The organism is Paradesulfitobacterium aromaticivorans (assembly GCF_054657415.1).
Genome location: NZ_BAAHYT010000010.1, coordinates 1,799,369 through 1,823,262 on the forward strand (window position 1 = coordinate 1,799,369; position 23,894 = coordinate 1,823,262).

At 43.6% G+C, this 23,894-nt stretch carries 23 protein-coding genes; all 23 read left to right on the forward strand.

What is annotated here, in order from left to right; genetic code table 11:
• Positions 1-19: 19 nt before the first annotated feature.
• The 23 genes from flgK (at position 20) to ACYQ2N_RS14645 (ending at position 23,886) form a co-directional block, all read left to right on the forward strand.
• Positions 20-1,495, forward strand: a complete 1,476-nt coding sequence (gene flgK, locus ACYQ2N_RS14535; RefSeq protein ID WP_459999960.1) for a flagellar hook-associated protein FlgK — start codon at positions 20-22, stop codon at positions 1,493-1,495.
• Between the two features lie 52 nt (positions 1,496-1,547).
• Entirely contained in the window at positions 1,548-2,465 is a 918-nt protein-coding gene (flgL, locus tag ACYQ2N_RS14540; RefSeq protein WP_459999961.1) for a flagellar hook-associated protein FlgL, read from the forward strand.
• An 11-nt stretch (positions 2,466-2,476) separates the two neighbouring features.
• Entirely contained in the window at positions 2,477-3,034 is a 558-nt protein-coding gene (locus ACYQ2N_RS14545; RefSeq protein WP_459999962.1) for a DUF6470 family protein, read from the forward strand.
• Between the two features lie 11 nt (positions 3,035-3,045).
• A complete protein-coding gene (locus ACYQ2N_RS14550; RefSeq protein WP_459999963.1) occupies positions 3,046-3,495 on the forward strand; it encodes a flagellar assembly protein FliW in 450 nt (149 codons plus the stop codon).
• Complete coding sequence (csrA, locus tag ACYQ2N_RS14555) at positions 3,495-3,749, forward strand: carbon storage regulator CsrA (RefSeq protein WP_459999964.1); 255 nt, start codon at positions 3,495-3,497, stop codon at positions 3,747-3,749. Before ACYQ2N_RS14550 ends, csrA begins: the two co-directional genes overlap by 1 nt.
• A gap of 205 nt (positions 3,750-3,954) precedes the next feature.
• On the forward strand, positions 3,955-4,773 hold the full coding sequence (locus ACYQ2N_RS14560; protein ID WP_459999965.1) for a flagellin N-terminal helical domain-containing protein: 819 nt from the start codon (positions 3,955-3,957) through the stop codon (positions 4,771-4,773).
• 124 nt (positions 4,774-4,897) lie between these two features.
• Positions 4,898-5,272: a flagellar protein FlaG gene (locus ACYQ2N_RS14565; RefSeq protein WP_459999966.1), complete on the forward strand. Its 375-nt coding sequence runs from the start codon at positions 4,898-4,900 to the stop codon at positions 5,270-5,272.
• A gap of 12 nt (positions 5,273-5,284) precedes the next feature.
• Positions 5,285-6,769: a flagellar filament capping protein FliD gene (fliD, locus tag ACYQ2N_RS14570; RefSeq protein WP_459999967.1), complete on the forward strand. Its 1,485-nt coding sequence runs from the start codon at positions 5,285-5,287 to the stop codon at positions 6,767-6,769.
• A gap of 18 nt (positions 6,770-6,787) precedes the next feature.
• Positions 6,788-7,174 (forward strand): flagellar export chaperone FliS, encoded by a 387-nt coding sequence (gene fliS, locus ACYQ2N_RS14575; RefSeq protein WP_459999968.1) that lies wholly within the window; start codon positions 6,788-6,790, stop codon positions 7,172-7,174.
• Between the two features lie 14 nt (positions 7,175-7,188).
• A complete protein-coding gene (locus ACYQ2N_RS14580; RefSeq protein WP_459999969.1) occupies positions 7,189-7,455 on the forward strand; it encodes a hypothetical protein in 267 nt (88 codons plus the stop codon).
• The gene (locus tag ACYQ2N_RS14585; protein ID WP_459999970.1) at positions 7,452-9,302 is read left to right on the forward strand and encodes a motility associated factor glycosyltransferase family protein; all 1,851 of its coding nucleotides are present in this window, start codon (positions 7,452-7,454) and stop codon (positions 9,300-9,302) included. The genes ACYQ2N_RS14580 and ACYQ2N_RS14585 overlap by 4 nt, the downstream gene beginning before the upstream one ends.
• Before the next feature lie 42 nt (positions 9,303-9,344).
• Positions 9,345-10,349, forward strand: coding sequence for an SDR family NAD(P)-dependent oxidoreductase (locus ACYQ2N_RS14590; protein ID WP_459999971.1), 1,005 nt, complete (start codon positions 9,345-9,347; stop codon positions 10,347-10,349).
• A gap of 12 nt (positions 10,350-10,361) precedes the next feature.
• The gene (locus tag ACYQ2N_RS14595; protein ID WP_459999972.1) at positions 10,362-11,300 is read left to right on the forward strand and encodes a dTDP-glucose 4,6-dehydratase; all 939 of its coding nucleotides are present in this window, start codon (positions 10,362-10,364) and stop codon (positions 11,298-11,300) included.
• 81 nt (positions 11,301-11,381) lie between these two features.
• The gene (pseC, locus tag ACYQ2N_RS14600; RefSeq protein WP_459999973.1) at positions 11,382-12,569 is read left to right on the forward strand and encodes a UDP-4-amino-4,6-dideoxy-N-acetyl-beta-L-altrosamine transaminase; all 1,188 of its coding nucleotides are present in this window, start codon (positions 11,382-11,384) and stop codon (positions 12,567-12,569) included.
• 27 nt (positions 12,570-12,596) lie between these two features.
• On the forward strand, positions 12,597-13,325 hold the full coding sequence (locus tag ACYQ2N_RS14605) for a cytidylyltransferase domain-containing protein (protein ID WP_459999974.1): 729 nt from the start codon (positions 12,597-12,599) through the stop codon (positions 13,323-13,325).
• Between the two features lie 33 nt (positions 13,326-13,358).
• The gene (locus ACYQ2N_RS14610) at positions 13,359-14,384 is read left to right on the forward strand and encodes an N-acetylneuraminate synthase family protein (protein WP_459999975.1); all 1,026 of its coding nucleotides are present in this window, start codon (positions 13,359-13,361) and stop codon (positions 14,382-14,384) included.
• A gap of 42 nt (positions 14,385-14,426) precedes the next feature.
• Positions 14,427-15,416, forward strand: a complete 990-nt coding sequence (locus ACYQ2N_RS14615; protein WP_459999976.1) for a PseG/SpsG family protein — start codon at positions 14,427-14,429, stop codon at positions 15,414-15,416.
• A 94-nt stretch (positions 15,417-15,510) separates the two neighbouring features.
• Positions 15,511-17,247, forward strand: a complete 1,737-nt coding sequence (ilvB, locus tag ACYQ2N_RS14620) for a biosynthetic-type acetolactate synthase large subunit (protein ID WP_459999977.1) — start codon at positions 15,511-15,513, stop codon at positions 17,245-17,247.
• Between the two features lie 63 nt (positions 17,248-17,310).
• A complete protein-coding gene (locus tag ACYQ2N_RS14625; RefSeq protein ID WP_459999978.1) occupies positions 17,311-18,060 on the forward strand; it encodes an SDR family NAD(P)-dependent oxidoreductase in 750 nt (249 codons plus the stop codon).
• Complete coding sequence (locus ACYQ2N_RS14630; protein ID WP_459999979.1) at positions 18,053-19,285, forward strand: ATP-grasp domain-containing protein; 1,233 nt, start codon at positions 18,053-18,055, stop codon at positions 19,283-19,285. The genes ACYQ2N_RS14625 and ACYQ2N_RS14630 overlap by 8 nt, the downstream gene beginning before the upstream one ends.
• 3 nt (positions 19,286-19,288) lie before the next feature.
• Positions 19,289-20,230: an NAD-dependent epimerase/dehydratase family protein gene (locus ACYQ2N_RS14635; protein ID WP_459999980.1), complete on the forward strand. Its 942-nt coding sequence runs from the start codon at positions 19,289-19,291 to the stop codon at positions 20,228-20,230.
• Positions 20,223-22,550: a hypothetical protein gene (locus ACYQ2N_RS14640; RefSeq protein WP_459999981.1), complete on the forward strand. Its 2,328-nt coding sequence runs from the start codon at positions 20,223-20,225 to the stop codon at positions 22,548-22,550. The genes ACYQ2N_RS14635 and ACYQ2N_RS14640 overlap by 8 nt, the downstream gene beginning before the upstream one ends.
• A 16-nt stretch (positions 22,551-22,566) precedes the next feature.
• Positions 22,567-23,886, forward strand: a complete 1,320-nt coding sequence (locus tag ACYQ2N_RS14645; protein ID WP_459999982.1) for a UDP-glucose dehydrogenase family protein — start codon at positions 22,567-22,569, stop codon at positions 23,884-23,886.
• The last annotated feature ends 8 nt before the right edge of the window (positions 23,887-23,894 follow it).

Sequence of the window (23,894 nt, forward strand, 5' to 3'; positions counted from 1 at the left end):
CTTAGAGGAGAGAGAAGAAATGCACTCTACTTTTTTTGGGTTAGAGCTGGCGCGTCGGGCCTTGGAGACACAGCAGTACGCTTTGGATGTAACAGGCCACAATATCGCCAATGCCAATACCCAGGGGTATACCCGGCAAGTTGCTAACATGAAATCTACCACCCCGGATACGATTAATAGCTTAGGGCACAGCCTAAGTGTGGGCACCGGCGTAACCCTGGAAAACATTACCCGGGCTCGCGATGCGTTTGTCGACCGCCAGTACCGCTGGGAAACCACCAAGCAGGAGTACTGGGGCGGTCGGCAAGATGCTCTGCAGAAAGTGGAGGGCATGTTCAACGAACCTTCCGAAAACAGCCTGCATGATGACATGAATAAATTTTGGACTGCCTGGAGCGATCTCTCGAAAAATCCTGAGAATATGGGAGCCCGTTCCGTAGTTCATGAGCGGGCTTTAACCTTGATTGACAGTTTTCATCATCTAGCCCAGCAGGTTACGGATATGAAAAATAACATGGACGCTAATGTCAGGGTCCAGATTCATCAAATCAACAGTTACTCCGAACAAATTGCAGATCTCAATGAACAGATAAAAAGGGCGGAAGTAGCGGGTGACAATCCTAATGATTTAAGAGACAAACGAGATTCTTTGGTGGATGACCTTTCTAAAATTGTCAGCGTTAGAGTTGTCGAAACGATTGACAGTAACTTTACCGACCGCGAAGTGCATAACTACCAGGTTAATATCGGTGCTGAGACAACTCCACCACAAATCTTGGTTAGCAACACAACGGCCTATAAACTGGATGAAACTGCGGTCAATGGCAATGGTTTTGCCGTGGTTCAGTGGGACGCGAGTGCACCTAACCCAGGGGCTGCCCTTAACCTGGGAGACAGGCTGGGGAGTTTACAGGCAAACATGGAAATACGCGATGATTATTTGCCTAACTTTCTGCAGAAGTTTTTGGATGACCTCGCATTAGGCATAGCCCAGACCGTGAACACTCTGCATAATACGGGTGAAGGTCTGACTGCCGGAGTCCAGGGCGATTTCTTTGATCCGGCTTCGACAACGGCCGCAAATATTGCTTTAGACCCTTACGTTGATGATTTAAGCCATATTGCCACGCGTCCTATAGGAGCGGAAATTGGGGATGGGGGTGTTGCCCAACAAATCTCATCTTTGGCTAACGGCTGGGCTGCAGCTCCAAGCCCCTTCCCTACATCTGCGGCTACTTCTTTCGGAGATTTCTATGGGGCTAACATTGCCCAGATGGGAATTGACGTGCAACAGGCTGACCGGATGAAAGCGGGAGAAGATGTGCTGGTCACACATTTGAGCAATCAACGCGAATCCCTTTCCGGAGTGTCTTTGGATGAAGAAATGACCAATCTGGTGAGATTTCAAAAGAGCTACTCCGCTGCGGCAAGGGTTGTAACGATGATGGATGATATGCTCGATACGATCGTGAACAGGATGGGAGTTACGAGGTAATTATCCAATGATCAATAAGGTGGGACTTTCGCTGAAATGGGAGTGAATTACGATGAGGATTACTAATAATATGTTGTCCCGGAACTTGCTGCGCAACTTGGAAACAGCCCAGGGACGAATGGATGAACTGCAAAATCAGATGTCTACAGGCCACCGCATCTCGCGGCCTTCGGATGATCCAGTGGGGATCGAAAGCGCCTTAAGGCTGAAAACGAATATCTCAATGGTCGAACAGTGGTCAAACAATGCAGGTGAAGCCCTTGGTTATATGAATACCACGGACAGTATCATGGGTGAGATGACTTCCATGCTTCAAAGAGTAAGAGAACTGGCTGTCCAAGGTGCTAGCGATACAACGCCCCCGGATGCACGTGCAGGCATTGCCACAGAAGTGCGCCAGCTTGCTGAACAATTGAGGGTGGTTGCCAATACAAAAATTGGGACGAAATATATATTTTCAGGGACAAAAACAGACCAAGAACCGATCCCAACGCCAGCTAGTCCTTGGTTGGGGAATTCTGACCAGGTTAATTTCCAGGTGGGCAACAATGTAACAGTAAACATTTCTGTAAATGGACAGGATTTATTTACAAATGAAATTGGAACCACCCCCAGTGGTAAAGGGATGTTTGCCAACAGCTCTTTTTCTGGTGTCTTGGACGATTTGGCTACAGCGTTAGAAACTGATAATACTACAGGCATTTCCGCTACGCTGGATGATTTGGATCAGAACCTTGATAAAGTTCAACAATTGCGGGCCGGTCTCGGGGCGCGGATTAACCGCATGACAGCGATCCGCGACCAATTGGATGCCACCTCATATAACTTGGAGCAAAACCTCTCGGATATTCAGGATGCCGACATGGCCAAAACTATCGTGGATTTTAAGAACCAGGAGAATGTTTTCCGCTCCGCTTTGGCTGTAGGAGCTCAGATTATTCAACCGTCCCTGGTGGATTTCTTGAAGTAATGAGGGTATAAATGGTCAATTTACAGATATATCAACAGTATGGGCGAATCGGAGTAAAAACAGATCCTTTTGAGTTTATGCTTAGCATTAACCGGGCTCAATTGGATCTTAAACAAAGATCTGCACAGATCATCCCGGAGAATACTCCACTTCAGATTGATTTAGATTGGAGTCCATATTGGGAATCCATTGGATACCGGGGTCTTGAGGCCCAACAGCGCCAATTTAATGAGGATGCGAAGTTGACCGTTAAACAAGGGATCGGGCGCCGTGCGCAAGAAGGGAATGCTCTTGGGCATATCGAAAAGAGCATCTCTATCGCTCAAGTGGTGAATAATGCCCTACAACCGCCGGAAAGGGATCTGGAGCTTGTGAATATTGAACCTGCCCGTTTTTTCGTGCGCGAGGGGTCTCTTAGGTGGTCAGTAGAATTAGGCGGTGTCGTGGGAGATTATACTGCGGGTTCGGTGTCAACCGAATTTCGATACGGCAAAGTTCAAAGCTATTTGGAGCAAAAGTCATCGATCGAATATCACGCGGTGGGCGAAGTCTTTGATAGCAAAGGATAGGAGAAAGGAATATGAGTGCATTACAGGACTTAAAGCCTCAAGAGGCAGAAGAACTATATTTTTTTCCCAAAGGCCTTCCGGGTTTCGAAGAGACTCGGTATTTTCGCCTCTTTGAAGAGGACACGGCTTTAGCTCAGCTTGTTGCCGCCAATGACGAAAAGATAGGCTTCATTCTGGTGCGGCCAGAGGTGATGGATGTTGACTATGAATGGGAACTTGATCCCGAAACCAAACGAGAATTAAGATGTGGTAGGGAGTCGGACTCTCACCTGAATTTTGACGTATGGTTAGTTCTAACCTTAAATCGTCAGGATGTCCACAGCAGCACGGTAAATTTGAAAGCTCCTCTCATACTTAATCGAGAGGAAAAGGTCGGAGTGCAAATTATCCTGGATGATGAACGGTATGCGAGCAGGCAGCCCCTCGTTAAGCAGCAAGCACGGAAAGGGGCTGAAGGCTAATGCTCGTTCTGTCGCGCAAAGTTAACGAAAAAATCAAAGTCGGAGATGAGATTGAGATCATCGTGGTTGCGGTCTCAGGAGATACGGTGCGCCTTGGCATCAAGGCTCCGCCCACAATTAAGATTTTGCGCAATGAAGTATATGAAGAGGTTCAACAGCAGAACCGGGAAGCTGCTATTAATATGACAGATGCGCTGCAATACCTTGATCTAAGTGTACTGCCCGCTTTGACGAAGCCTGAGAAAGATGAATAATATGGCAGGAAAGCCCGAAATCTTGAGCAATTTAATGTAAGCAGCAGATTTACTCAGAAATTTAACGAATTTGACCTTGTTTTATTTCATAAAAAATAACGATGATTAAAGTGTAAGACGTTTTCCTTCGCCGGCGGGAGACGATATTACTAAAAAAGCGCTGCACATGGATGTGGGCGCAATAAAGTACATGGAGGGAAAAGACATGATCATCAACACCAACATGGGGAGCTTAAATGCTCAACGCAGCCTAACCGCAACCAACAACGCGATGCAACGTTCTTTGGAGAAACTGTCCTCTGGCTATCGGATCAACAAGGCGGCCGATGATGCGGCTGGATTGGCCATTTCCGAAAAGATGAGGGCGCAAATCAAAGGCCTGAATCAAGCGCAACGGAATGCTCAAGATGGTATCTCTTTGGTCCAAACCGCAGAGGGCGCACTCAATGAGACCCACTCCATCCTGCAGAGAATCCGGGAGTTGGCTGTACAATCTGCTAATGACTCCAATACTTCCACTGACCGCACACAAATTAACGAAGAAGTCACTGCATTAAAAAATGAGATCAACCGGATTGCCAGTGCCACAGAATTCAATACCAAAAAGCTGATTAATGGGTCCCTTACCGCAGGCATTGGCAAAATTCAGGTGGGTGCTAATAAAGCCCAAATTATTACTATTGCTATTGACACTATGACTTTAGCCGGCTTGTCCATCAACGGAGTTTCGGTTGGCAGTTATACCGCTGCCAATACTGCTATCGGGCTGATCAGCAAGGCGATTGACACAGTATCAACTCAACGTGCTAAATTGGGTGCCCTGCAGAATCGGTTGGAGCATACCATTGCTAATTTAGGTACCGCCTCGGAAAACCTGACAGCGGCTGAATCCCGTATCCGTGACGTCGATATGGCGAAGGAAATGTCTGAGTTCACTAAGAATCAGGTGTTGAGCCAAGCCGGTGTCGCAATGCTTGCTCAGGCTAACCAAGCCCCTCAGGCTGTTCTTAAGTTACTGGGCTAAGAAACGGCTAGCCTAATTTAGGTTCAGGCTGCATCTCATTGAGCCGGCCGGCGCTGACTGCCGGCCGGCTCCTCCTATCCTTAGGCAGGATAGCCTGATCACATCGATGTCGGGAGGGTTTGTTATGAGCAAAATCATTCCACCGGGAGGTTTGCCGCAAAATCAGATGTGGGGTTTTGATCCTTTTCCGCAACAGAAATTAGATAGTGCGAGCGAAATTTCACGTCCGAAAGTTATCAGCAAAGAAGAGGTACCGTCAGCTCGGGAGGAAGTTCCGCGGGAAGAGGTTGAAAAAGCAACCGAGAAGATGAATCGTCTGATGGGAATCATTGATAAGCGCTGGGAATTTAGCGTGCATGAACGATCACACCGGATCATGGTCAAGGTACTCAATCGTGACAGTGGGGAAGTGATTGAAGAGATCCCGTCCAAACGCATTCTGGATATGCTGGCTTCTTTCACAGAGATGACTGGAGTGTTTTTGGATAAATATCTGTAAGGGGTGATAAAAATGTCCATTAATTTGCCAGGCCTTTCAGGATATGATTTTTCGGGGATTATTTCCGGAATGGTTCAGGTATACCGACTGCCTGAGAATAAACTGAATGACCAGAAAAGCAGCCTACAAACGCAAAAGGATGCTTGGAGGGATGTAAATTCCCGACTGTTAGCGTTGGACAATACACTCACTACGCTTAAGAGTGCCTCAACCTGGACCGCTGCAACTTTAAGTTCTAGTGATCAAACAGCCATAACCGGAACAGCAGGAAGCAGCGCCACTCCTGGAATCTATACGGTTAAGGTGACCAATACCGCTAAGGCGGAAGCAGTAGTGAGTGCGGAATTTACCGATACGACCTTAGCGAGCGCGCTTGGAAGTTATACGGACTCCGGTACCTTCTCCAACTGGGATTTCCAGATTGCGGTGGGTGGGGTTACGAAATCAATTTATGTGAAGAACAGTACCACTAATCCGACCCCCGGACTTGGAGACATCCGTGATGCTATCAATAACGCTGGTGCTGGAGTTACGGCTTCATTGACCCAGACCAGTACCGGGAATTACCGTCTGGAGGTGATTTCCAATAAGACAGGATCAGCGGGCCCTGCCGATCCGATCACCTTTACAGACCCAAACTTGGTACTTAATAAAATGGGTATAGTAGATGGCACGGGGACAGCCTATGACCGCACGGCTGGGTTGACAGACCCCACGCTCGGCGGAAAAATTCAGTCGGCCACGAATGCAACGTTCACAGTCAACGGCCTGCAATATAGTAGTGCTGTAAATACGATTACCAATGCCATTCAAGGGGTAACGCTTAATCTCCTCAAGGATTCTTCCCAGTCCACGATTACCCTAGCGAGTGATCCCAGTGTTGCGCAAAAAGCAGTTCAGAGTTTTGTCGACCAATATAATTCAGTGAAATCTTTTATTGCTGACAAGCTAAGTTATGATCCCGACACGAAAAAAGCCGGCGATCTCTTTGGGGATTCCATGCTCCAAGGGATACAGTCCCGCCTGAGAACTATGATTGGCAGCGAATTTTATGCGACATCGCCTAAACTTTTAAGTGACGTAGGGATAAAGATTGTCGATAAGGAAGGAACCCTATCCTTTGACACAACCAAATTTAACGACATGCTAGCCAGTAATCCGCAAGGGGTAGCGAATTTGTTTAGTGCTCCCTATGGCGGAATTACTCCGAAAAACGACTATACCAATAAGGTCTACGAAGGGGTCGCCAACATTTTCCATGCCTACATTGACCCATTGGCCAGCTTTGTCGGACGCATTAACGATGTCCAGAATAACCTAGGCAACCAAATTAAAGATGTCGATGACCGGATTCGGAGTTTTGAGGAGCGGGCTACTGCCTATGAAGAACGCTTGAAGTTGAAATTTTCCAATCTAGAGGGTTTGCTATCGAGCCTCAATATGCAAAGCAGCTGGTTGACGAATCAAACTAATGCGTTGACTGCATCTAAGAAATGATAGGAAGAAGGAGTGTTGATGTTAAATTCACAACAGGTGCACAATCAGTACGAGGTCTATCGCCAAAGGGCCGTTGAAACTGCTTCCCCGGCTAAGTTGCTCATTATGTTATATGATGGAGCGATTCGTTTCCTGCAACAAGGGAAAGCGGCTCTGGAAGCAGGAGACTTTGAAAAGGCTAACGCCCACTTGCTTAAGGTTCAGGATATCCTGTCTGAGCTCATTGTCTCACTCGATCTGAGTCAAGGTGAGATCGCGGAAAATTTATACCAGTTGTATGACTTTTATCTTCACGAAGTAATTAAAGCCAATATAGAGAAAAAAGCTGCCTATTTAGAGCCGGTCGAGGATTTCCTGAGAGGTTATCGGGATATGTGGATCGAAGCGGCGAAGAAGGCTGGTTAATTAAGGAGCATAGCATGGAAAACGCTGAATTAGCTACTGAAGTGATGACAATCGCATCAAAGTTTATGCGTTTGGATGATGAACAAGGACTCGAAGCTGTGAGTGATGCGTTAAGTAAAATAGAACGCTCTCTCACCACGGGTGGGTTGCGGCAGGAATTCAAGATGTTGCTAGAAGAGGGATTGGTTGATATTAATTCTAAGAATTATGTCCATCTGGCTGATTTGCTCCTGTATCGAATTGTTCCTTTCATTAAACGAATACCAGAGGAAGCAATATGAAAACATTATACGAGAAAAACCTAGCGTTCTTAATCAGTCAAGGTTTTCAGGAAAAAGACTTAAAGATAGTAGAAAAGAATTCGACTTTGCAGGTATACTCTGGGGAGCGCGGTTACTATACGGCACGCAAGGCTTACGATTCACAGTCAGCTTTGCTCCATAGTGAGTATGATCCTCTATTTGAAGCCGAACAGAGTATGGTTGAGGAGGATTTCTCTCTGCAATTATCTGTATTTCTTTTTGGGCTTGGTTTGGGATATCAACTTGTGGAAGTACTCGGAAAGACACGATCGGATTGTCTCATTTTTGTCCTGGAATCAGACTGGGAAGTTATTCAGGCGGCCATGTTCGTCATTGATTTCGAGGAGATACTTGCTTCCGGACGAGTTGTCTTAGCTTTTGGCACTCCGAGTGAGATAAGACTCATTTTGGATGGCCTTTTCATCATTCTTGACGTAATGATCAAGCTTCACCATATGAATTTTGTCTATTTCGCACCAAAATATCGCTTTGAATTGGAATGGGTTCAAGAGGTGCGCCGTCTTGTCATGGATACCTTTCGCTATCATCGTCAAGCGATGGGGATTGATGTCAGTTGGCCGATTGATGGACTAAAAAACCTCACCGATCAATTGAAACCGATTCTTCGGAGTCCTTTTCCCTCGGTATGGAAAGGAAAGTGGAAAAGGCCTATCGTTATTGCGTTGGCTGGGCCGTCGTTAGCGAAGAATATTGACGTATTGAAACAATGGCAGGACAAAGTCACCATTTTCTGTGTCAATACGTCTTTTAATAAATTGCTGGATAGTGGTGTTGTGCCAGATGCTACATTTAGCTTAGATAGGACACCGTTGATTCCGGAACTACATTACGTCCGTGACGAGATACCGGAATCCATAGTATTTGTGTCTAACCCCGTCGTCGATGCTCGCTGTGTCAGCCGATTCAAACATACGATCTATGTGCTCGGTGGAGGGGAATATTATGAGAATGAATTGGCAGAAGCCTTGGGAAGTCAATGCTTGCCAGTGGGTCTGTCGGTCACCCATATGGCTTTCTCCTTCGCCCGCCATTGCGGTGCGGCCCCAATTATCTTGATTGGTCAGGATTTGGCTCTCGGAGAAGGGGGGAACACCCATAGCGAGGGCACTGTTTACGAAACCGATCGCATTGAGCGGGACAGCCCTGGCTTGGTGCAGCTTGAGGGTTATTATGGTGAAAAGGTTCCGTCTACCCTTAGCTGGAAGGCATTTCGCGATTGGTACGAAGATTTCCTGGAAAAATTTCCGACACTGCTTATCAATGCCACCGAAGGTGGGGCTAGGATCAAAGGCACTATGCAAATGAGCCTGGAAGAAACGCTGGAGAAATATGTTGGGAACGATGCCCCTGTGAAACCATCATTCAATGAATGGGTCGATGGCATGGTGGAAAAGACGGAGGCGGATTTCCTGTTGAGGCTGGGGCAAGTTGAGTCCTCCTTCGAACAACGGGTCCGTAAGCTTGAATCTCATGAGCGGGAACTGAGTAGAGCGATTATCTTATGTGAACGAATCACGGATAGCAGTCTGAACTTGACATTGAAAAAAGGTTATTTAGATAAGGTGCTTAATATCTTTAAAGATGTCAGTGCCAACGATTCATGGGTTTATTCCCTGTTTCGACCTGAATATGTCCGAATCATGTCCGAGATGGAAATTTCAAATTCGACGGAAATCATGCCGGACCTAGCCAGTAAACAGGAAGTTCTCCAGGCAGCTTTAATCAGCCTAAAGCAACTGCTTAGTGAGCTCAAGCTGATTCTTAATAAATCTCTGTCATCGATACAACTGAGACTGGAAGAGTAAGAGTAACAGAACAGTCCCGCTTTGGGAGAGGGGTTGTACGGGGTGTTTAAGGACAAAAAAATTCTAATTACAGGCGGAACCGGAACGATCGGAACAACTCTGTTAAAGGCCCTCCTTACTGAGCAGCCTCAAGTCATCCGGATTTTCAGCCGGGACGAATATAAACAGTTCCAGTTGCAACAGGCTTTCAGAGATCAGGGGAATATCCGCTTTCTCTTGGGGGATGTTCGTGATTACTCCCGTTTGCTCCGGGCCTTTGAAGGTATCGACTATGTATTTCACACGGCAGCCTTAAAGCATGTTCCGGCCTGTGAGTACAATCCCTTTGAAGCAGTGCAAACGAATATTCTTGGTACCCAAAATGTGATTCAGGCGGCACTGGAAACTAGGGTCAAACGTGTCGTCGTCACAAGCACTGATAAAGCCATCAGTCCGACCAACACGATGGGTGCTACAAAATTGATGGCTGAACGCTTAATTGCCGCGGCTGAGTATCAAAAGGGAAGTAACAAAACTTTATTTGCGGCGGTAAGGTTCGGGAATGTCATGGGGTCACGCGGATCAGTCATTCCCTTATTTAAAGAGCAAATTTTGAATGAGCGAAAAATTACGTTGACTGCCCCTGATATGACGCGCTTTATGATGACGATCTCTGAGGCTACACGGCTCACGATGGAAGCGATGAAACATTCTCAGGGGGGAGAAGTTTTTGTCTTTAAGATGCCGATCGTGCGCTTAGAGGATCTTGCTCACGTGGTTATTGAAATGGTGTGTGCGAAATATGGAATTTCCGTCAAGGACGTGGAGATTGAACAGATCGGGTTAAGGCCAGGAGAAAAGATGTATGAAGAGCTTATGACTCTGGAAGAAGCAAAGCATGCTTTTGAGTATCCACATATGTATGCCATCTCCTCCCCGTTTATCGATGCAGTTCCCAAAAATCGACCAGTGAACAAGGCCTTAGAAGCAAACTATAGTTCGGAATTTGGACAAGCTCTGAGCAGAGAAGAGATTCGGAGATTGCTGGAAGCAGAAGATTTGATCTAGGAAGTGAAGCACATGAACATGTTGGTGACCGGGGGAGCAGGGTTCATCGGGAGCTGGGTCGTAGATGGGCTCTTACAAGCAGGGCATGATGTCTGGGTTTTGGATAATTTAGCAAACGGTTCGGAGGAGAACATCCGTGAGTATTTGGTCCATCCTCATTTCAGAGGTTTTATTCAAGGGGATATTCGCAACCAGGAAATTTTAGCGGATTTGTTTCAAAATCAATTTCATGTCTGCTACCACCTCGCAGCCAGTATCAATGTGCAAGACAGTATCGATGATCCGAGGACCACGTTTGAAAATGATGGTGTTGGCACGTTTAATGTCTTAGAAGCATGCCGCCAACACAAAGTCAAAATGGTATTTATGAGCACCTGCATGGTTTATGATCGGGCCACCAATGATTCCGGCATTGACGAAAAGGCTCCGGTTAAACCGGCATCTCCTTATGCCGGTTCTAAGATTGCCGGGGAGAATCTGGTACTGTCCTATTACTACGCTTACGGCTTACCCGTCACTGTGGTCAGGCCGTTCAATACCTATGGACCGCGCCAGAAGTCATCTGGAGAGGGCGGAGTTGTCAGTATTTTTATCTCAAAAGCCCTTCAACAAGAATATCTGAATATCTACGGATCCGGTGAACAAACCCGGGATCTGCTTTATGTCGAAGACTGCGCCCGGTTTGTAGTTGCTGCCGGACTTAATGATAAAGTAAACGGGGAAATCGTCAATGCCGGTTTAGGGCGCGATATCTCCGTAAACGAACTGGCTTTGCTTATTAGTAAAGATCCTGGTTTAATCCGGGATGTTGAGCATATTCACCCGCAAAGTGAGATACCAAAGCTCTTGTGCAATTATCAAAAGGCTAAAAAGCTGCTGTGCTGGGAACCTGAAGTTACACTTGAACAGGGGATCGAGAAAACCAGAGAGTGGATTAAGCGTAGGCTTTAGTCTGAAATTTTTAGTATAAGGTTCATAGCACAGCTTGTTATTTGCTATCTCATGACGTGGAACAGAAAGAAGTGCGAATAGGTGAAAGAAAAGTTGGCAATTCATGGCGGGCAGCCGGTCCGCCGCAAGTATCTTCCATACGGAAGACAATGGATTGATGAACAAGATATTGAAGCAGTGGTAGAAACTCTAAAGGGAGACTTCTTAACTACTGGTCCGGCGGTAGAAAAATTTGAGCAGGCCATTGCCACTTATGTTGGTGCTAAATATGCAATCGCTTTTGCCAATGGGACGAGTGCTCTCCATGGAGCAGTTTATGCAGCGGGAGTGTCTGAAGGTGATCAAGTCATTACGACGCCAATGACTTTTGCTGCATCGGCTAACTGCATTCTCTATCAAAGAGGAATTCCTGTTTTTGCAGATGTAGACCAGGAAACCGGTCTTATTGACCCAGACAGGGTAGAGGAATTAGTTAATACTAAAACAAAAGCAATTATACCAGTCGATTACACCGGACGACCGGTCAATATGATAAAAATAATGGATATTGCCAAACGGTATGGGTTTACAGTTATTGAAGATGCGGCCCACGCTTTCGGTGCCAGTTATAAAGGAAAACGGGTTGGTTCCCTAGCGGATATGACCATGTTTAGTTTTCACCCTGTTAAGCACATTACAACGGGGGAAGGCGGGATCATTACTACAGATTCAGACGAGTATTATGACAGATTGTGCCATTTCCGAACCCATGGAATTGTTAAAGAAAAAGAAAAGTTGCCGGAATTTGAGGGGCCATGGTACCATGAAATGCAGGAATTGGGGTTCAATTACCGTTTAACTGATATTCAGGCAGCTTTGGGGTTGTCCCAATTACAGAGAAGTAATGAATTTATCGAACGGCGTAGGAGTTTTGTGCAACTTTATAGGGGAGAATTAAAATCTGAGCAAGGGATCATACTTCCGCCAGAAAGCGCAGAGTCATCGTGGCATCTCTTTGTGATTCAAGCTGAACTTAATAAACTTACTGTTGGAAGGAGAGAAGTATTTGAGGCTTTATTGGCCGAAAACATTGGAGTAAACGTTCACTATATTCCGGTGTATCGTCATCCATACTATCGGAATTTGGGTTATCCGCAGGGGTTATGCCCAAATGCCGAGGAGTTTTATCGCAGGATCATAACCTTGCCATTGTTCCCTTATATGACTATTGAAGACTGTAAGGATGTAATTCGAGCGATTCGGAAAGTCATTCGGCATTACCTGAGGTAAGAACATAACTTTAGCGGAGGTAAAGTCATGAGTACAATCTGTATTGTCCAAGCTAGGATGGGTTCGCAAAGATTGCCAGGGAAAGTCTTAAAAGAGATCGTTGGCAAGCCAATGCTTGAGCATATAGTTAATCGATTAAGTCAGGGATTAAGGGTCGATAAGACTGTAATTGCCACCAGTGTGGATGAAAAAGACAATCTAATTGATGATTTTTGTCATAAAAGGGGAATTGCAGTTTTCCGGGGCAGTGAGAAAGATGTATTAGACCGCTACTTCCAGGCGGCTTGTAAATATAATGCAGATATTATCATAAGAGTCACCGCAGATTGTCCGCTTATAGATTACGAGGGCATAGATATTCTGGTAGATCAACTTGTTGCAAGTAAGAAGGACTATATCGGTTTCAATGCCGAAAAATTGCCAAGGGGTTTGGCGGGAGAAGTATTTACTTTTCAGGCGTTGGCTCTTGCTCATGAGACAGCGAACCAACCATATGAGCGCGAACATGTCACGATTCATATGTATGAAAACCCAGAGAAATTTGGGCTTAAGGTTCTAGAACCGCCTTCTTGGATAGTGAGGCCCACCTACAGACTCACAGTTGATACGGAAGATGATCTTGAGCTAGTGCGGCGAGTCTATGAGATGATTCAGGCTGACATCGTAAATTTAAGGGATGTAATAAATTTGTTGGATGAACGACCTGATTTAGTCAGGATAAACAGTCACATTGAACAGAAGGACCCGAAGATCTAAATCCCCGAAAGTGATGTTATAAGGAGTGTAGGTATGTTTAGAATTGGTGGGAAAAATGTAGGTGCTGAATATCCTTGTTTGGTTATCGCTGAAGTAGGGTCAAATCATGAGGGCGATCTTGAAAAGGCGAAGACCTTAATAATGGGCGCAGCTAGGGCTGGTGCTGATGTTGTAAAGTTCCAATCTCTTTCTGCAGACGAGCTAATAAGCACAAAGAGGATGGTAAACGGCAAGTGGGAGAAGAATCCGGCTTATCAGGCAGTTAAGAAGTTGGAAACACCTAAAGAATGGTACCCTGAGCTAATAGCTAAATGCCAAGACGAAGGGGTTCTTTTTTTAAGCACACCATTTAGTTCTGAAACGGCTTTTTTCTTAAATGATTTAGGTATTCCCGGATTTAAAATTGCATCTGGCGATTTAACCCATATTCCACTAATTAGAGAAGTAGCCGAGCTCAAGAAGCCCATGATTATTTCGACAGGGGCGGCCACAATTGACGAGATTAAGTTAGCTATTAGGGCATGTGAGAGTGCTGATAATGACCAACTTGTCATCTTACATTGTGTGTCCTGTTATCCAGCTATGATTCAAGATGCCAATATTAGAGCGCTTAAAGAGCTGGAACAATTCGGGTACCCGGTTGGTTTTTCGGATCATACTCTTGGGTTTACAGTAACCTTAGGTGCGGTAGCTTTGGGTGCCAATGTTATAGAAAAACACATTACTTTTGATCGTAGTCTGCCTGGTTCAGATCATGGACATTCCTTGACAATTGATGAGTTCGCGGCGATGGTAAATGAAATTCGAAGCCTAGAATCGGCTTTAGGGAATGGGCAGAAAGTACCGGTAAAAGATGAAATTCCGGAAAGGGTGGGAGCTAGGCGGAGTATTTATGCTCGTATCCCTCTTCCTGCTGGTACCAGACTTGAAAAGAGTATGATTAAAATAGTTAGACATGCTTATGGTATCCCCCCCTATGAACTGGATAATATTCTTGGGAGGCAAACCAAACATGATATGCAGGCAGACGAGGCCTTGCAGTGGGGGGATCTTTGCTAAGGACATGTGTTTGCTTTTTGAGTAGATTAGTAGGTGGCGAAAATGAGGAACGAAATTGTCTTTTTGACTGAAGGCGGACCTGGAATAGGACTGGGCCATGTTCGACGTTGTTTGGCTATTGCTAGGGAAATGGAAGCCAGAAATAAGTTTAATATAAGCTTTTTGATTAATAACCCATCAGTCTCAGAGTTGATTTTAAAGTCTGGCTTCAAGGCTTTTTACAATAAGAGTTTGTTTATGCTCCCCAAACCTAATCAGACGATTGTAGTTATGGACCTCAAACGGGATGTGTCAGAGGAGATAAGAATAGTTAAGGCTAAAGGGGCTAAAGTATGCTTGATCGATAATTCTACGCCTGCACGTATTTTAGCTGATACAGTTATTTATCCTGTTGAACATTTAGTTGACGGATTGGATTGGGAAGGTTTTACGGGTGAGTATTTTGCAGGTGCTAAATACTTTCCCCTTAACAGGGAATTTATTGAAGATGGCTCTTCTGCACGGTATATAGATAAGGAGTCTTTTCGGATTTTGATAACAATGGGAGGCTCTGATCCGTTTAATTTGACATTAACAGTAGTGCGAGCAGTATTGCAAATTCCTTTTGTAAAAGTTAAGGCAGTGATAGGCCCAAATTTTGTACTAAAGCAAGTAGAAGATTTAATGATACTTTCAAAAAAGAACCCTGAGTTGGAAATCCTACAAAATGTGACTAACATGGCAAGAGTTATGTCCTTATCACAATTGGCAATTACTGCTTTTGGCACGACGCTCTTTGAATTGGCTTTTATGGGGTTACCGGCTATGATTTTAGGGAATTATTCAATAGACAAGGCTGAGGCGCGTATTTATGAATCGCTAGGGTGTGCCTTGTTTCTAGGTTATTACCGGGAACTTAAGGAAATTGACATCATTAAAGGAGTTAAGTTTTTAATAAGAGACGAGTATAAACTTAAAAAGATGTCCATTGCAGGAAAAACACTTGTCGACGGTTTGGGGGCTTCGCGAATTGTGGATATAATTCAAACGTAAAATTACATCAATGTTAAATAGGAAAAAACGAATATACTCATTAAGTAATTACTGAATTAAGGATAGTTAAGCAAAAATGAGGTGTGGAAGAAATATGCAAATAACCGCTGCCCAAAAGATTGTTCAGAAACTTTTAGAGAACAATGTCAAGGTTGTTTTTGAGTATCCTGGTGGTAATATTGCCCCTATTCTTGATTGCATCAAAAGGGAAAGTAACATTGACCTCATAGTAACACGTAATGACCAGGCCGCATCTTTAATGGCCGATGCCTATTCTCGAGTTTCAGGCGAAACGAGCGTATGTATGGCGACTTTGGGACCTGGGGCTTCTAATCTTATAACGGGCATTGCCAATGCCTATTTTGACTCTATTCCAGTTGTAGTTATAACGGGGCAGGTCGGACTAGACAGTTATAAGGGTTATAAAGATACCAGACAATTGGGCTTTCAGGAGATGGATATTGTTTCTATGGCTACCCCAGTGACAAAATGGTCATATTTGATTAAGAAGCCGGAGGATGTAAGCTGGGTGATTGACAGGGCTTTTCAATTGGCCAACGAAGGCCGGCCAGGTCCGGTCCTAATTGATGTACCCATGAACATTCAACGAGCCAATCTAAATGAGGAGGATCTTTTAGAAGGGATTATTAACAATATTGGAACTAGAAGGATTGAACAGAGCAAGATAGAAATTTTGGTTAAGCAGATTAATCAAGCAGAGAAACCTGTGATTATTAGCGGCGGGGGAGTTGTTTTAAGCAAGGCGGAACAGGAGCTTGCAGCTTTGGCCCAAGAATACGGAATACCTGTTGCTAACACTCTTATGGGTCAGGGAAGTTTCGATCAGTATAATGAGTTGAGTTTGGGGTTTATGGGATGCTATGGGAGTAGATTTTGTAATAAAGCTGTGGCCGAAGCAGATCTTGTAATTGGGGTCGGGACCAGATTTGATTTGAGAGCCATTGGAACCGAAGTTAAGAAGTTCTCCGAAAATAGGTTTGTGGCACAGATCGATATTGATCATTCGGAGATTAAGAATAGAGTTAAAGTTAATTTGGGAATCCAAGGGGATGCTAAAGAGGTTTTGACCCAATTGTTAGCAGCTCTCCGAAATGCCGGTATTAAGAATAATACAAGGAATTGGGTAAGAAGAATTAATAGTCTCAGGGAAGAGTTGAGTTTGGACAGTGAGTACGGGTTAAATTTGGACGGGAAATATGATAAGGTGAGACCTCAATATATAATTAAGAAGATTTCAGATACTCTAAAAGGCGAAGCTATTGTTTCGGCTGACGTGGGGCAAAATCAAATGTGGCTTGCTCAATTTATGAAATATAGGTATCCGAGGACTAATCTAACTTCAGGTGGACTTGGCACTATGGGCTATGGTTTACCAGCCGCTATAGCCGCAAAATATGCGAGGCCTGATCTAAACGTGGTCAATATTACAGGCGATGGAAGTTTCCAAATGAATATTCAGGAGCTTGCTACTGCAAAAGAATATGGTTTACCTATTAAAGTATTTATAATGCACAATAATACACTTGGCTTAGTCAAGCAATTTCAAGATAAGACTTTTATAGGAAAAGCTACTTCAACAGAATTTGGGTATAATCCGAACTTTTTGAAAATAGCAGAGGCTTATAATGCTGTTGGGTTTATTATAAGTATGCCTGACCAGATCGATTCCGTGGTTGAACAAGCCATGAGTATTACAGACAGGTCTATTATTGTTGACTGTGTAATTGACAAAGATGAAGTGGCAATACCTGAAATTGAAGGGGGTCATTATTTGAATGACCAGTTTCCATATACAAAAGAGAATTATTAGTAGCGTATAGTATCGATAGATTTAAGGGAAGATCCAGAGGATTGTAGTTATGGGAGGAATAAGATGCTGCTAGAGAACAGAGTTGCATTAATAACGGGAGCCAGCAGAGGGATCGGGAAGGCCATAGCAATAGAGTATGCCCGAGAGGGAGCTAAAATTGCTGTCACATACCATAAAAACCAATCTAAAGCGGAAGAAGTTCTCCGCTTTATTCGTAGTATGGGTGGTGAAGCTATACTTATTCCTTTGCTTGTTGAGAACCGGAATTCTGTTAAGGATGCAGTAAAGATGGTTTTAGACCAGTGGAACAGGATAGATATACTGGTTAACAATGCCGCTGTTTTAGAGCAGAAACCGTTTACAGAAATTAGTGATGAAGAATGGGATCGAATCTTGAGAGTTAATCTTAAAGGGGCGTTTATCTGTTGTCAGGAAATAGCTCCTATTATGGAGAGTCGGGGATGGGGGCGAATTATCAACATTGCATCGATTGGGGGACAATGGGGAGGAAATCTTGCGGTTCATTATTCTGCAAGTAAGGCGGGCCTAATTTCACTAACGCGATCATTAGCCCGCATTTATTCACCTAAAGGAATAACCACAAATGCAATATCCCCCGGACTAGTTTTAACAGACATGTCTTCGGGAGAACTACTTACCGAAGAAGGTAGGAAGAAAGCTTCGGCGATCCCTTTGGGAAGAACGGCTGATCCGACTGAAATTGCTCGTACGGCTGTATTTCTTGCCTCTGAGGATGCTTCGTATATCACTGGTCAAACAGTGAACGTTAATGGAGGAATGTATTTTGGATAAATTCGTCCCCAACAAAACTCTTGTTATTCTAGGTGCGGGAATCGAACAAGTTAATGCTATTCTTATGGCAAAAAGCAAAGGAATTCATGTTATTGTACTTGACAAAAACCCAAACGCGCCCGGTTTTGAATATGCCGATGAGCATCATATTATTAGTACACGTGATAAGCGAGCATTGAAAGAATTCGCTACGGTTTTCGCAGGAAAAGTTCATGGGGTTATGACTATTGCTTCTGATATTCCACACATGGTTAGTTATCTTGCCAATGAACTTGGCGTTCCTTCAAACTCACAGACTGCTGCAAACTTGGCAGTAAACAAACTGGCGATGAAATATAGGTTTAAAGATTTTGGAATTCCGGTACCTTGGTTTGAAGAAATTAAATCGATAGAAGAACTAGAGAGTGTAGTGAAAGAGCAGGGTTATCCTCTCGTTATTAAACCTATCGACAACTCTGGCGCCCGTGGAGTAATACGACTGACTCCTAATATCGATTTAGCATGGGCGTTTAATACCGCAAAAAAATATTCATTATTAGAAAATATATTAGTTGAGAAATTCGAAAATGGATTGCAAATAAGTACTGAAGGCTTAATGTGGGATGACAAGTTTTATACGACAGGATTTGCCGATCGAAACTATAAACGGCTTGAACAGTTTGCCCCATATATTGTGGAAGATGGAGGGAATATGCCTTCTGTTCTTAGCAGGGAAGAACAGGTTTCTGTTTGTAATATTTTCGAGGAAGCAGTTAGGGCCATGGGGATCGATTGGGGACCGGCCAAGGGCGATATTGTCTTAAGCGCTGAAGGGCCTAAGATTATTGAAGTAGCGGCGAGGCTAAGCGGAGGATATTTTTGTGATATAGAAGTCCCCCTTGCTTCGGGTGTTAATATTGTGGATTTGGTGATAGATATGTCGGTAGGACAAGAACCTGATTTGAATAAACTTTGTCCCGATCGTAATATAGGAGTAGCTGAACGTTTCTTTTTTCCTTCGCCTGGAAAGTTGCTTGGAATTCAAGGAGTGGAGGAAGTTAAATGTTTACCATGGGTTAAAAAGTTGGATTTGTATTATAGCTTAGGCGCTATAATTCCTCCTGTAACAAATCATCCAAGCCGCGCCGGAGTCGTCATTACGGTTGGCAGCGATTCTCAAGAGGCAGCAATGAGGGCAGAAAAAGTAGTAAATGAGCTAATTCAGTTCGAAGTTGAAGGAAGGTGAAAGATGATGCGTGTTTTAGTAACGGGAGCAGCCGGTTTTATCGGTTCTAGTCTATCAGAGAAGTTGTTGGGTCAAGGGTATGACGTCAGAGGAATTGACAGTTATACTGATTACTATGGAAGGGAATTTAAGGAAAGAAATATTGCTTTCCTTACAAAGTTTAAGAATTTTAAATTAATTGAGGAAGATATACTTACTACTGATCTTACTAAACTAACTGATGGAGTAGAGGTGATCTTTCATCTTGCTGCCCAGGCCGGTGTTAGAAGCAGTTGGGGTTCCGAGTTCAATATCTACCTCAACAATAATGTCCTAACGACTCAACGTCTTCTTGAAGCGAGCAGAAGTAGTAAAATTAGAAAGTTTGTTTATGCCTCGTCATCATCAGTTTACGGAAATGCAGAAAAGCTGCCGGTTACTGAGGGCGCCTCCACAAGACCATTTTCTCCTTACGGAGTTTCAAAGCTTGCGGGGGAACATCTTTGTTCCCTATATTATCAAAACTATGGAATTCCTACAGTTTCCTTGCGTTATTTTACGGTATACGGGCCTCGTCAAAGGCCGGATATGGCGTTTCATAAGTTTATAAAGGCTGTATTAAGCGGACAATCCATCTCGATTTTTGGAGAAGGGACACAAACTCGAGATTTTACGTTTATTTCTGATATAGTTGATGCTACATTCCAGGCTATGAATGCACCTTCCGGGAAAGTTTATAATGTTGGAGGCGGAAATAGGGTAAGTGTCTTGGATGTTATCAATCTTTTGAGAGAAATATCGGAGAAAGAAGTTAAGATTGAATTTATGCCAAGGCAAGAAGGGGATGTAAGAGACACCTTGTCAGATATTTCTGAAACGAGAGTTGATCTGAATTATATGCCAAAAGTTTCTTTGCGTGACGGGCTGCGATCCCAATTTCAATGGCAGGTTGGAATATATGAGTAAATTATATCTATATGGCATATTCCATGGCAATTTACAATTTTCAAGTATCCCATATGAACAGTATTCTACAATTTTAGAACGCTGTTATCTCCCTGTCCTAGATATTGCAGAGGAGTTAAACTGTCCCTTGGGTCTCGAATTTCCTGGATATTCACTGGAAGTGCTGGAGCGGCTTGACCAAACATTTGTCCATAAATTAGCAAAAGGCTGGAGCGAAGGAAAGTGGGAAATAATCGGCTCAGGATACTCTCAAGCAATTTTTCCATTAATTCCAGCAGAGGTAAACGCTTTTAATCTAAAAGTGGGAAATGAAGTCTACCAAAGCAGATTGGGAAGGATACCGCGAGTGGCGTATATTAATGAACAGGTCTTCGCGGAGGGGTTAGTAAGACTTTACCAAGAAGCAGGGTACGAAGCGGTTATTATGGACTGGGATAATGCAGCCATAGCCGGTGGTTTAACGCGTGAAATTGCATATCTACCAAAAATCTTGAAAGGTACAAGTAATGATGTTATTCCAGTTATATGGAATAGTTTTATTTCTTTTCAACGCTTTCAGCGTTATATCCATGGAGAGATAGGACTCGGTGAGTATAAGGAATATTTATTGGGACATCTTTCTCCGTTAGAAGACAGGGTACTTCCGTTTTACGGATCAGATTGGGAGATATTTGACTATAGACCTGGAAGCAAAGATCCCCTCTACTTGAATTCGTTCATTGCCGGTAACAAAAGTAGTGAGATTAATAGGTTAAGGGAAATGTTAAAGGATTTGAAAGAAGATGAACGCTTTGAAATAATCGCGCCTTCTGAGGTTTTGAAAGTTTCAAATCCAAAAGGTCTTGTTTCTGCTTGTTCTGCAAGCCATCCTATTCCTACAAAAAAACAGGCAAAATACAACGTAACCCGTTGGGCTGTGTGCGGAAGAGACAACACAAAAATCAATACTGAGATGTATAAGACATTTTATCAAATGAAACGAATAAAGGGATTAAAGACATTTGGTAATATCGAAGCGGGTTATTCCAACAAACAAATGAGGGAATTGAGCTATGTTTGGGGAAGCGATTTCCGAACATTTACTACAGAAGAAAAGCATCGACTGCTTCATCATAAAATGGGAGAGTTATGTAATCACCTGGAAAGACAAGAGAGAGAGTTGCACGAAGACTTAGCACCGGTAAAAGGATTGCTTATTATTAACCCGCATGATTTTCCATGGGAGGGGTTACCACTTCAATTGACGGTGGAATTTGTTCCAGGAATGCTATTTGAGCCTATTGCACTGGTGTTGGAAGGACAACCTGTCCCAACCCAAATTGAGCATAAAGAACATTATCGGGATGGCAGCTTACGCAGAGTTACTTTGGTAGCCAATCCATATATCAATGCTCATGAAAGTTTAAGGGGTAAGATTGTTAACCAAGATACAAATACCAAAATGATTAATTTAGAGTGGACTTCTGTTATGGAAATTAGAACCCCTTCAGTGAATGCCGTTTTTTTGCCAAACAAGGGTGGGGCTCTTAAAGAAGTAGTTTTTCCGAATGTTTATCCTGATCCTTTGGTAGGCACGATATCTCATGAATACTATGGTCAAGCAGATTTTTCGACCGATCAGTTTACCGGTAACATGATTATTTTTGACCGCTCCCGAGGAAAGGTTACTGATCTCCAGCAAGTAAAATTGATGACGCCAATTAATCAAGAGTTATTTCCTATTCGGATTCCCATTGTAACTAAATTACAAACACCTGTCGGTGAACTTTGGAAAAGGTTTTATGTCTATCAGGATTTGCCTAGGATAGATTTTCAATATGATTTTAGGTTCCAAAATTTAATGCCCCTTTCCATGCGTTTAGGGATAGTTACCGTAAACCCGGAATCTTTCAAACGGGGAGACATGTGTTTGTCGACTGTTAACGGGGGGAATGACGTTGAAACATACTCTCTTGCCGGTGAAAACTTGAAACAGAGTGAATCCGTTGATCCACGTGTTTCTTCAAGGCACTGTCTCGGGTCAACCGAGGGTTGGGTTTATGCGGGTGATAGCGAAAAGGGTGTAGGTATCATTTCGCAAAATAGTTCATTGTATTCCGTGCCGCTCATTGATTACTATGATACACTAAAATCATTTTATTTGAGGGTTTATCACACTCTTTGTGAAAACGATGAGACCAGTTTCCAATTTTGGCGCGGACATAGTCGATATAATTTGACAGTTGTCGGATCACAAGGAGAAATTGATAAGGTTAGAATCCACGGTATCCAAACCAACCAAGGTTTGATCGTGTTAACAAAAGAATATGCGCTCACTTGAAAGAGGAGGGTTTGAAATGGAAAAGATAGGGATAATCGGGGGAACAGGATATGTAGGGTTGGTGACAGCGGTAGGGCTGGCGATTCTAGGTCATCAGGTTGTTGCGGCTGACATCAATAAAGAAAAGGTTCGTGTTCTTCAGGAAGGGAAAACTCCTATCTTCGAAAATGGATTGCAGCCTTTGCTGGAAAAGGCTATCAGCGAAGGACGCCTCTCGTTTACTACTGATATTTCTCAGACGATTCGAGATAATGATATATTGTTTGTAGCTGTAGGCACACCTTTAGGGGGAAATGGTGAGGCAGACCTAAGTCAAGTTATAAAGGTTGCGGAGACCTTAAGCGCAAACCTTTCAAATTATAAGATAATAGTAGTAAAGAGTACTGTACCAATCGGGACATTTGACATATTTTCGGGACTCTTGAAGAAAAGAGGCAAGCGCGAGGATAAGGATTATGCGTTGGTATTTAATCCTGAATTCTTACGGGAAGGTGAAGCTGTTTATGACTTTTTTCATCCGACACGGGTAGTTGTAGGAGCCCAGAACGAGGCTGTAGCAAAGAAAGTTGCAAATCTTTTTATTGATATTGAGGCACCATTTATTTTCACCAATATTAACAGTGCGCAAATGATCAAATACGGATCAAATGCTTTTCTGGCTGCGCGCATTTCGTTTGTCAATGAGTTAGCAAATATCTGTGAAAGGGTAGGGGCCGATATAAAGGTTGTTGCTGAAGGCATGGGATTTGATTCTCGAATAGGTAAAGGGTACCTGAATGCTGGAATTGGTTTTGGAGGTCCGTGTCTTGGCAAAGATCTTAACGCCTTAATTAAAATGGCGGAAAATGTTTCTTATGATTCAAAGTTTTTTAAGGCTGTTATCGAAAAAAATCATGATCAAGTCAAAAGTATCTTGAAAAAGATAAGCCTCGCAGTTGATGGGTTCTTGTTGTATAAAAAAATAGGAGTTTTGGGTCTTAGCTTTAAGGCAGGAACCAATGATGTTAGGACTTCATTAGGCATGAAAGTCGTGGCTGAGCTCCTTGATGAAGGAGCTCAGATCAATGCATATGACCCCCAGGGAATGGAGGAAGCAGCACCCTTAATGCCAAATGTTAAAATGTGCGATTCCCCTTATGAAGCGGTGTCGGATTGTGATGCAGTTGTCGTTCTTACCCCATGGCCGGAATTTGTGAAATTGGATTGGGATAGAATTAAAACGGAGATGAAAGGTTCGTATGTAGTTGATGCTGTGAATATTTTAGAACCGTTCGGTATGAAGGAAAGTGGTTTTCAGTATGTGGGGGTTGGTCGTGGACAAGATAAATCGCTTTGATAATCTTG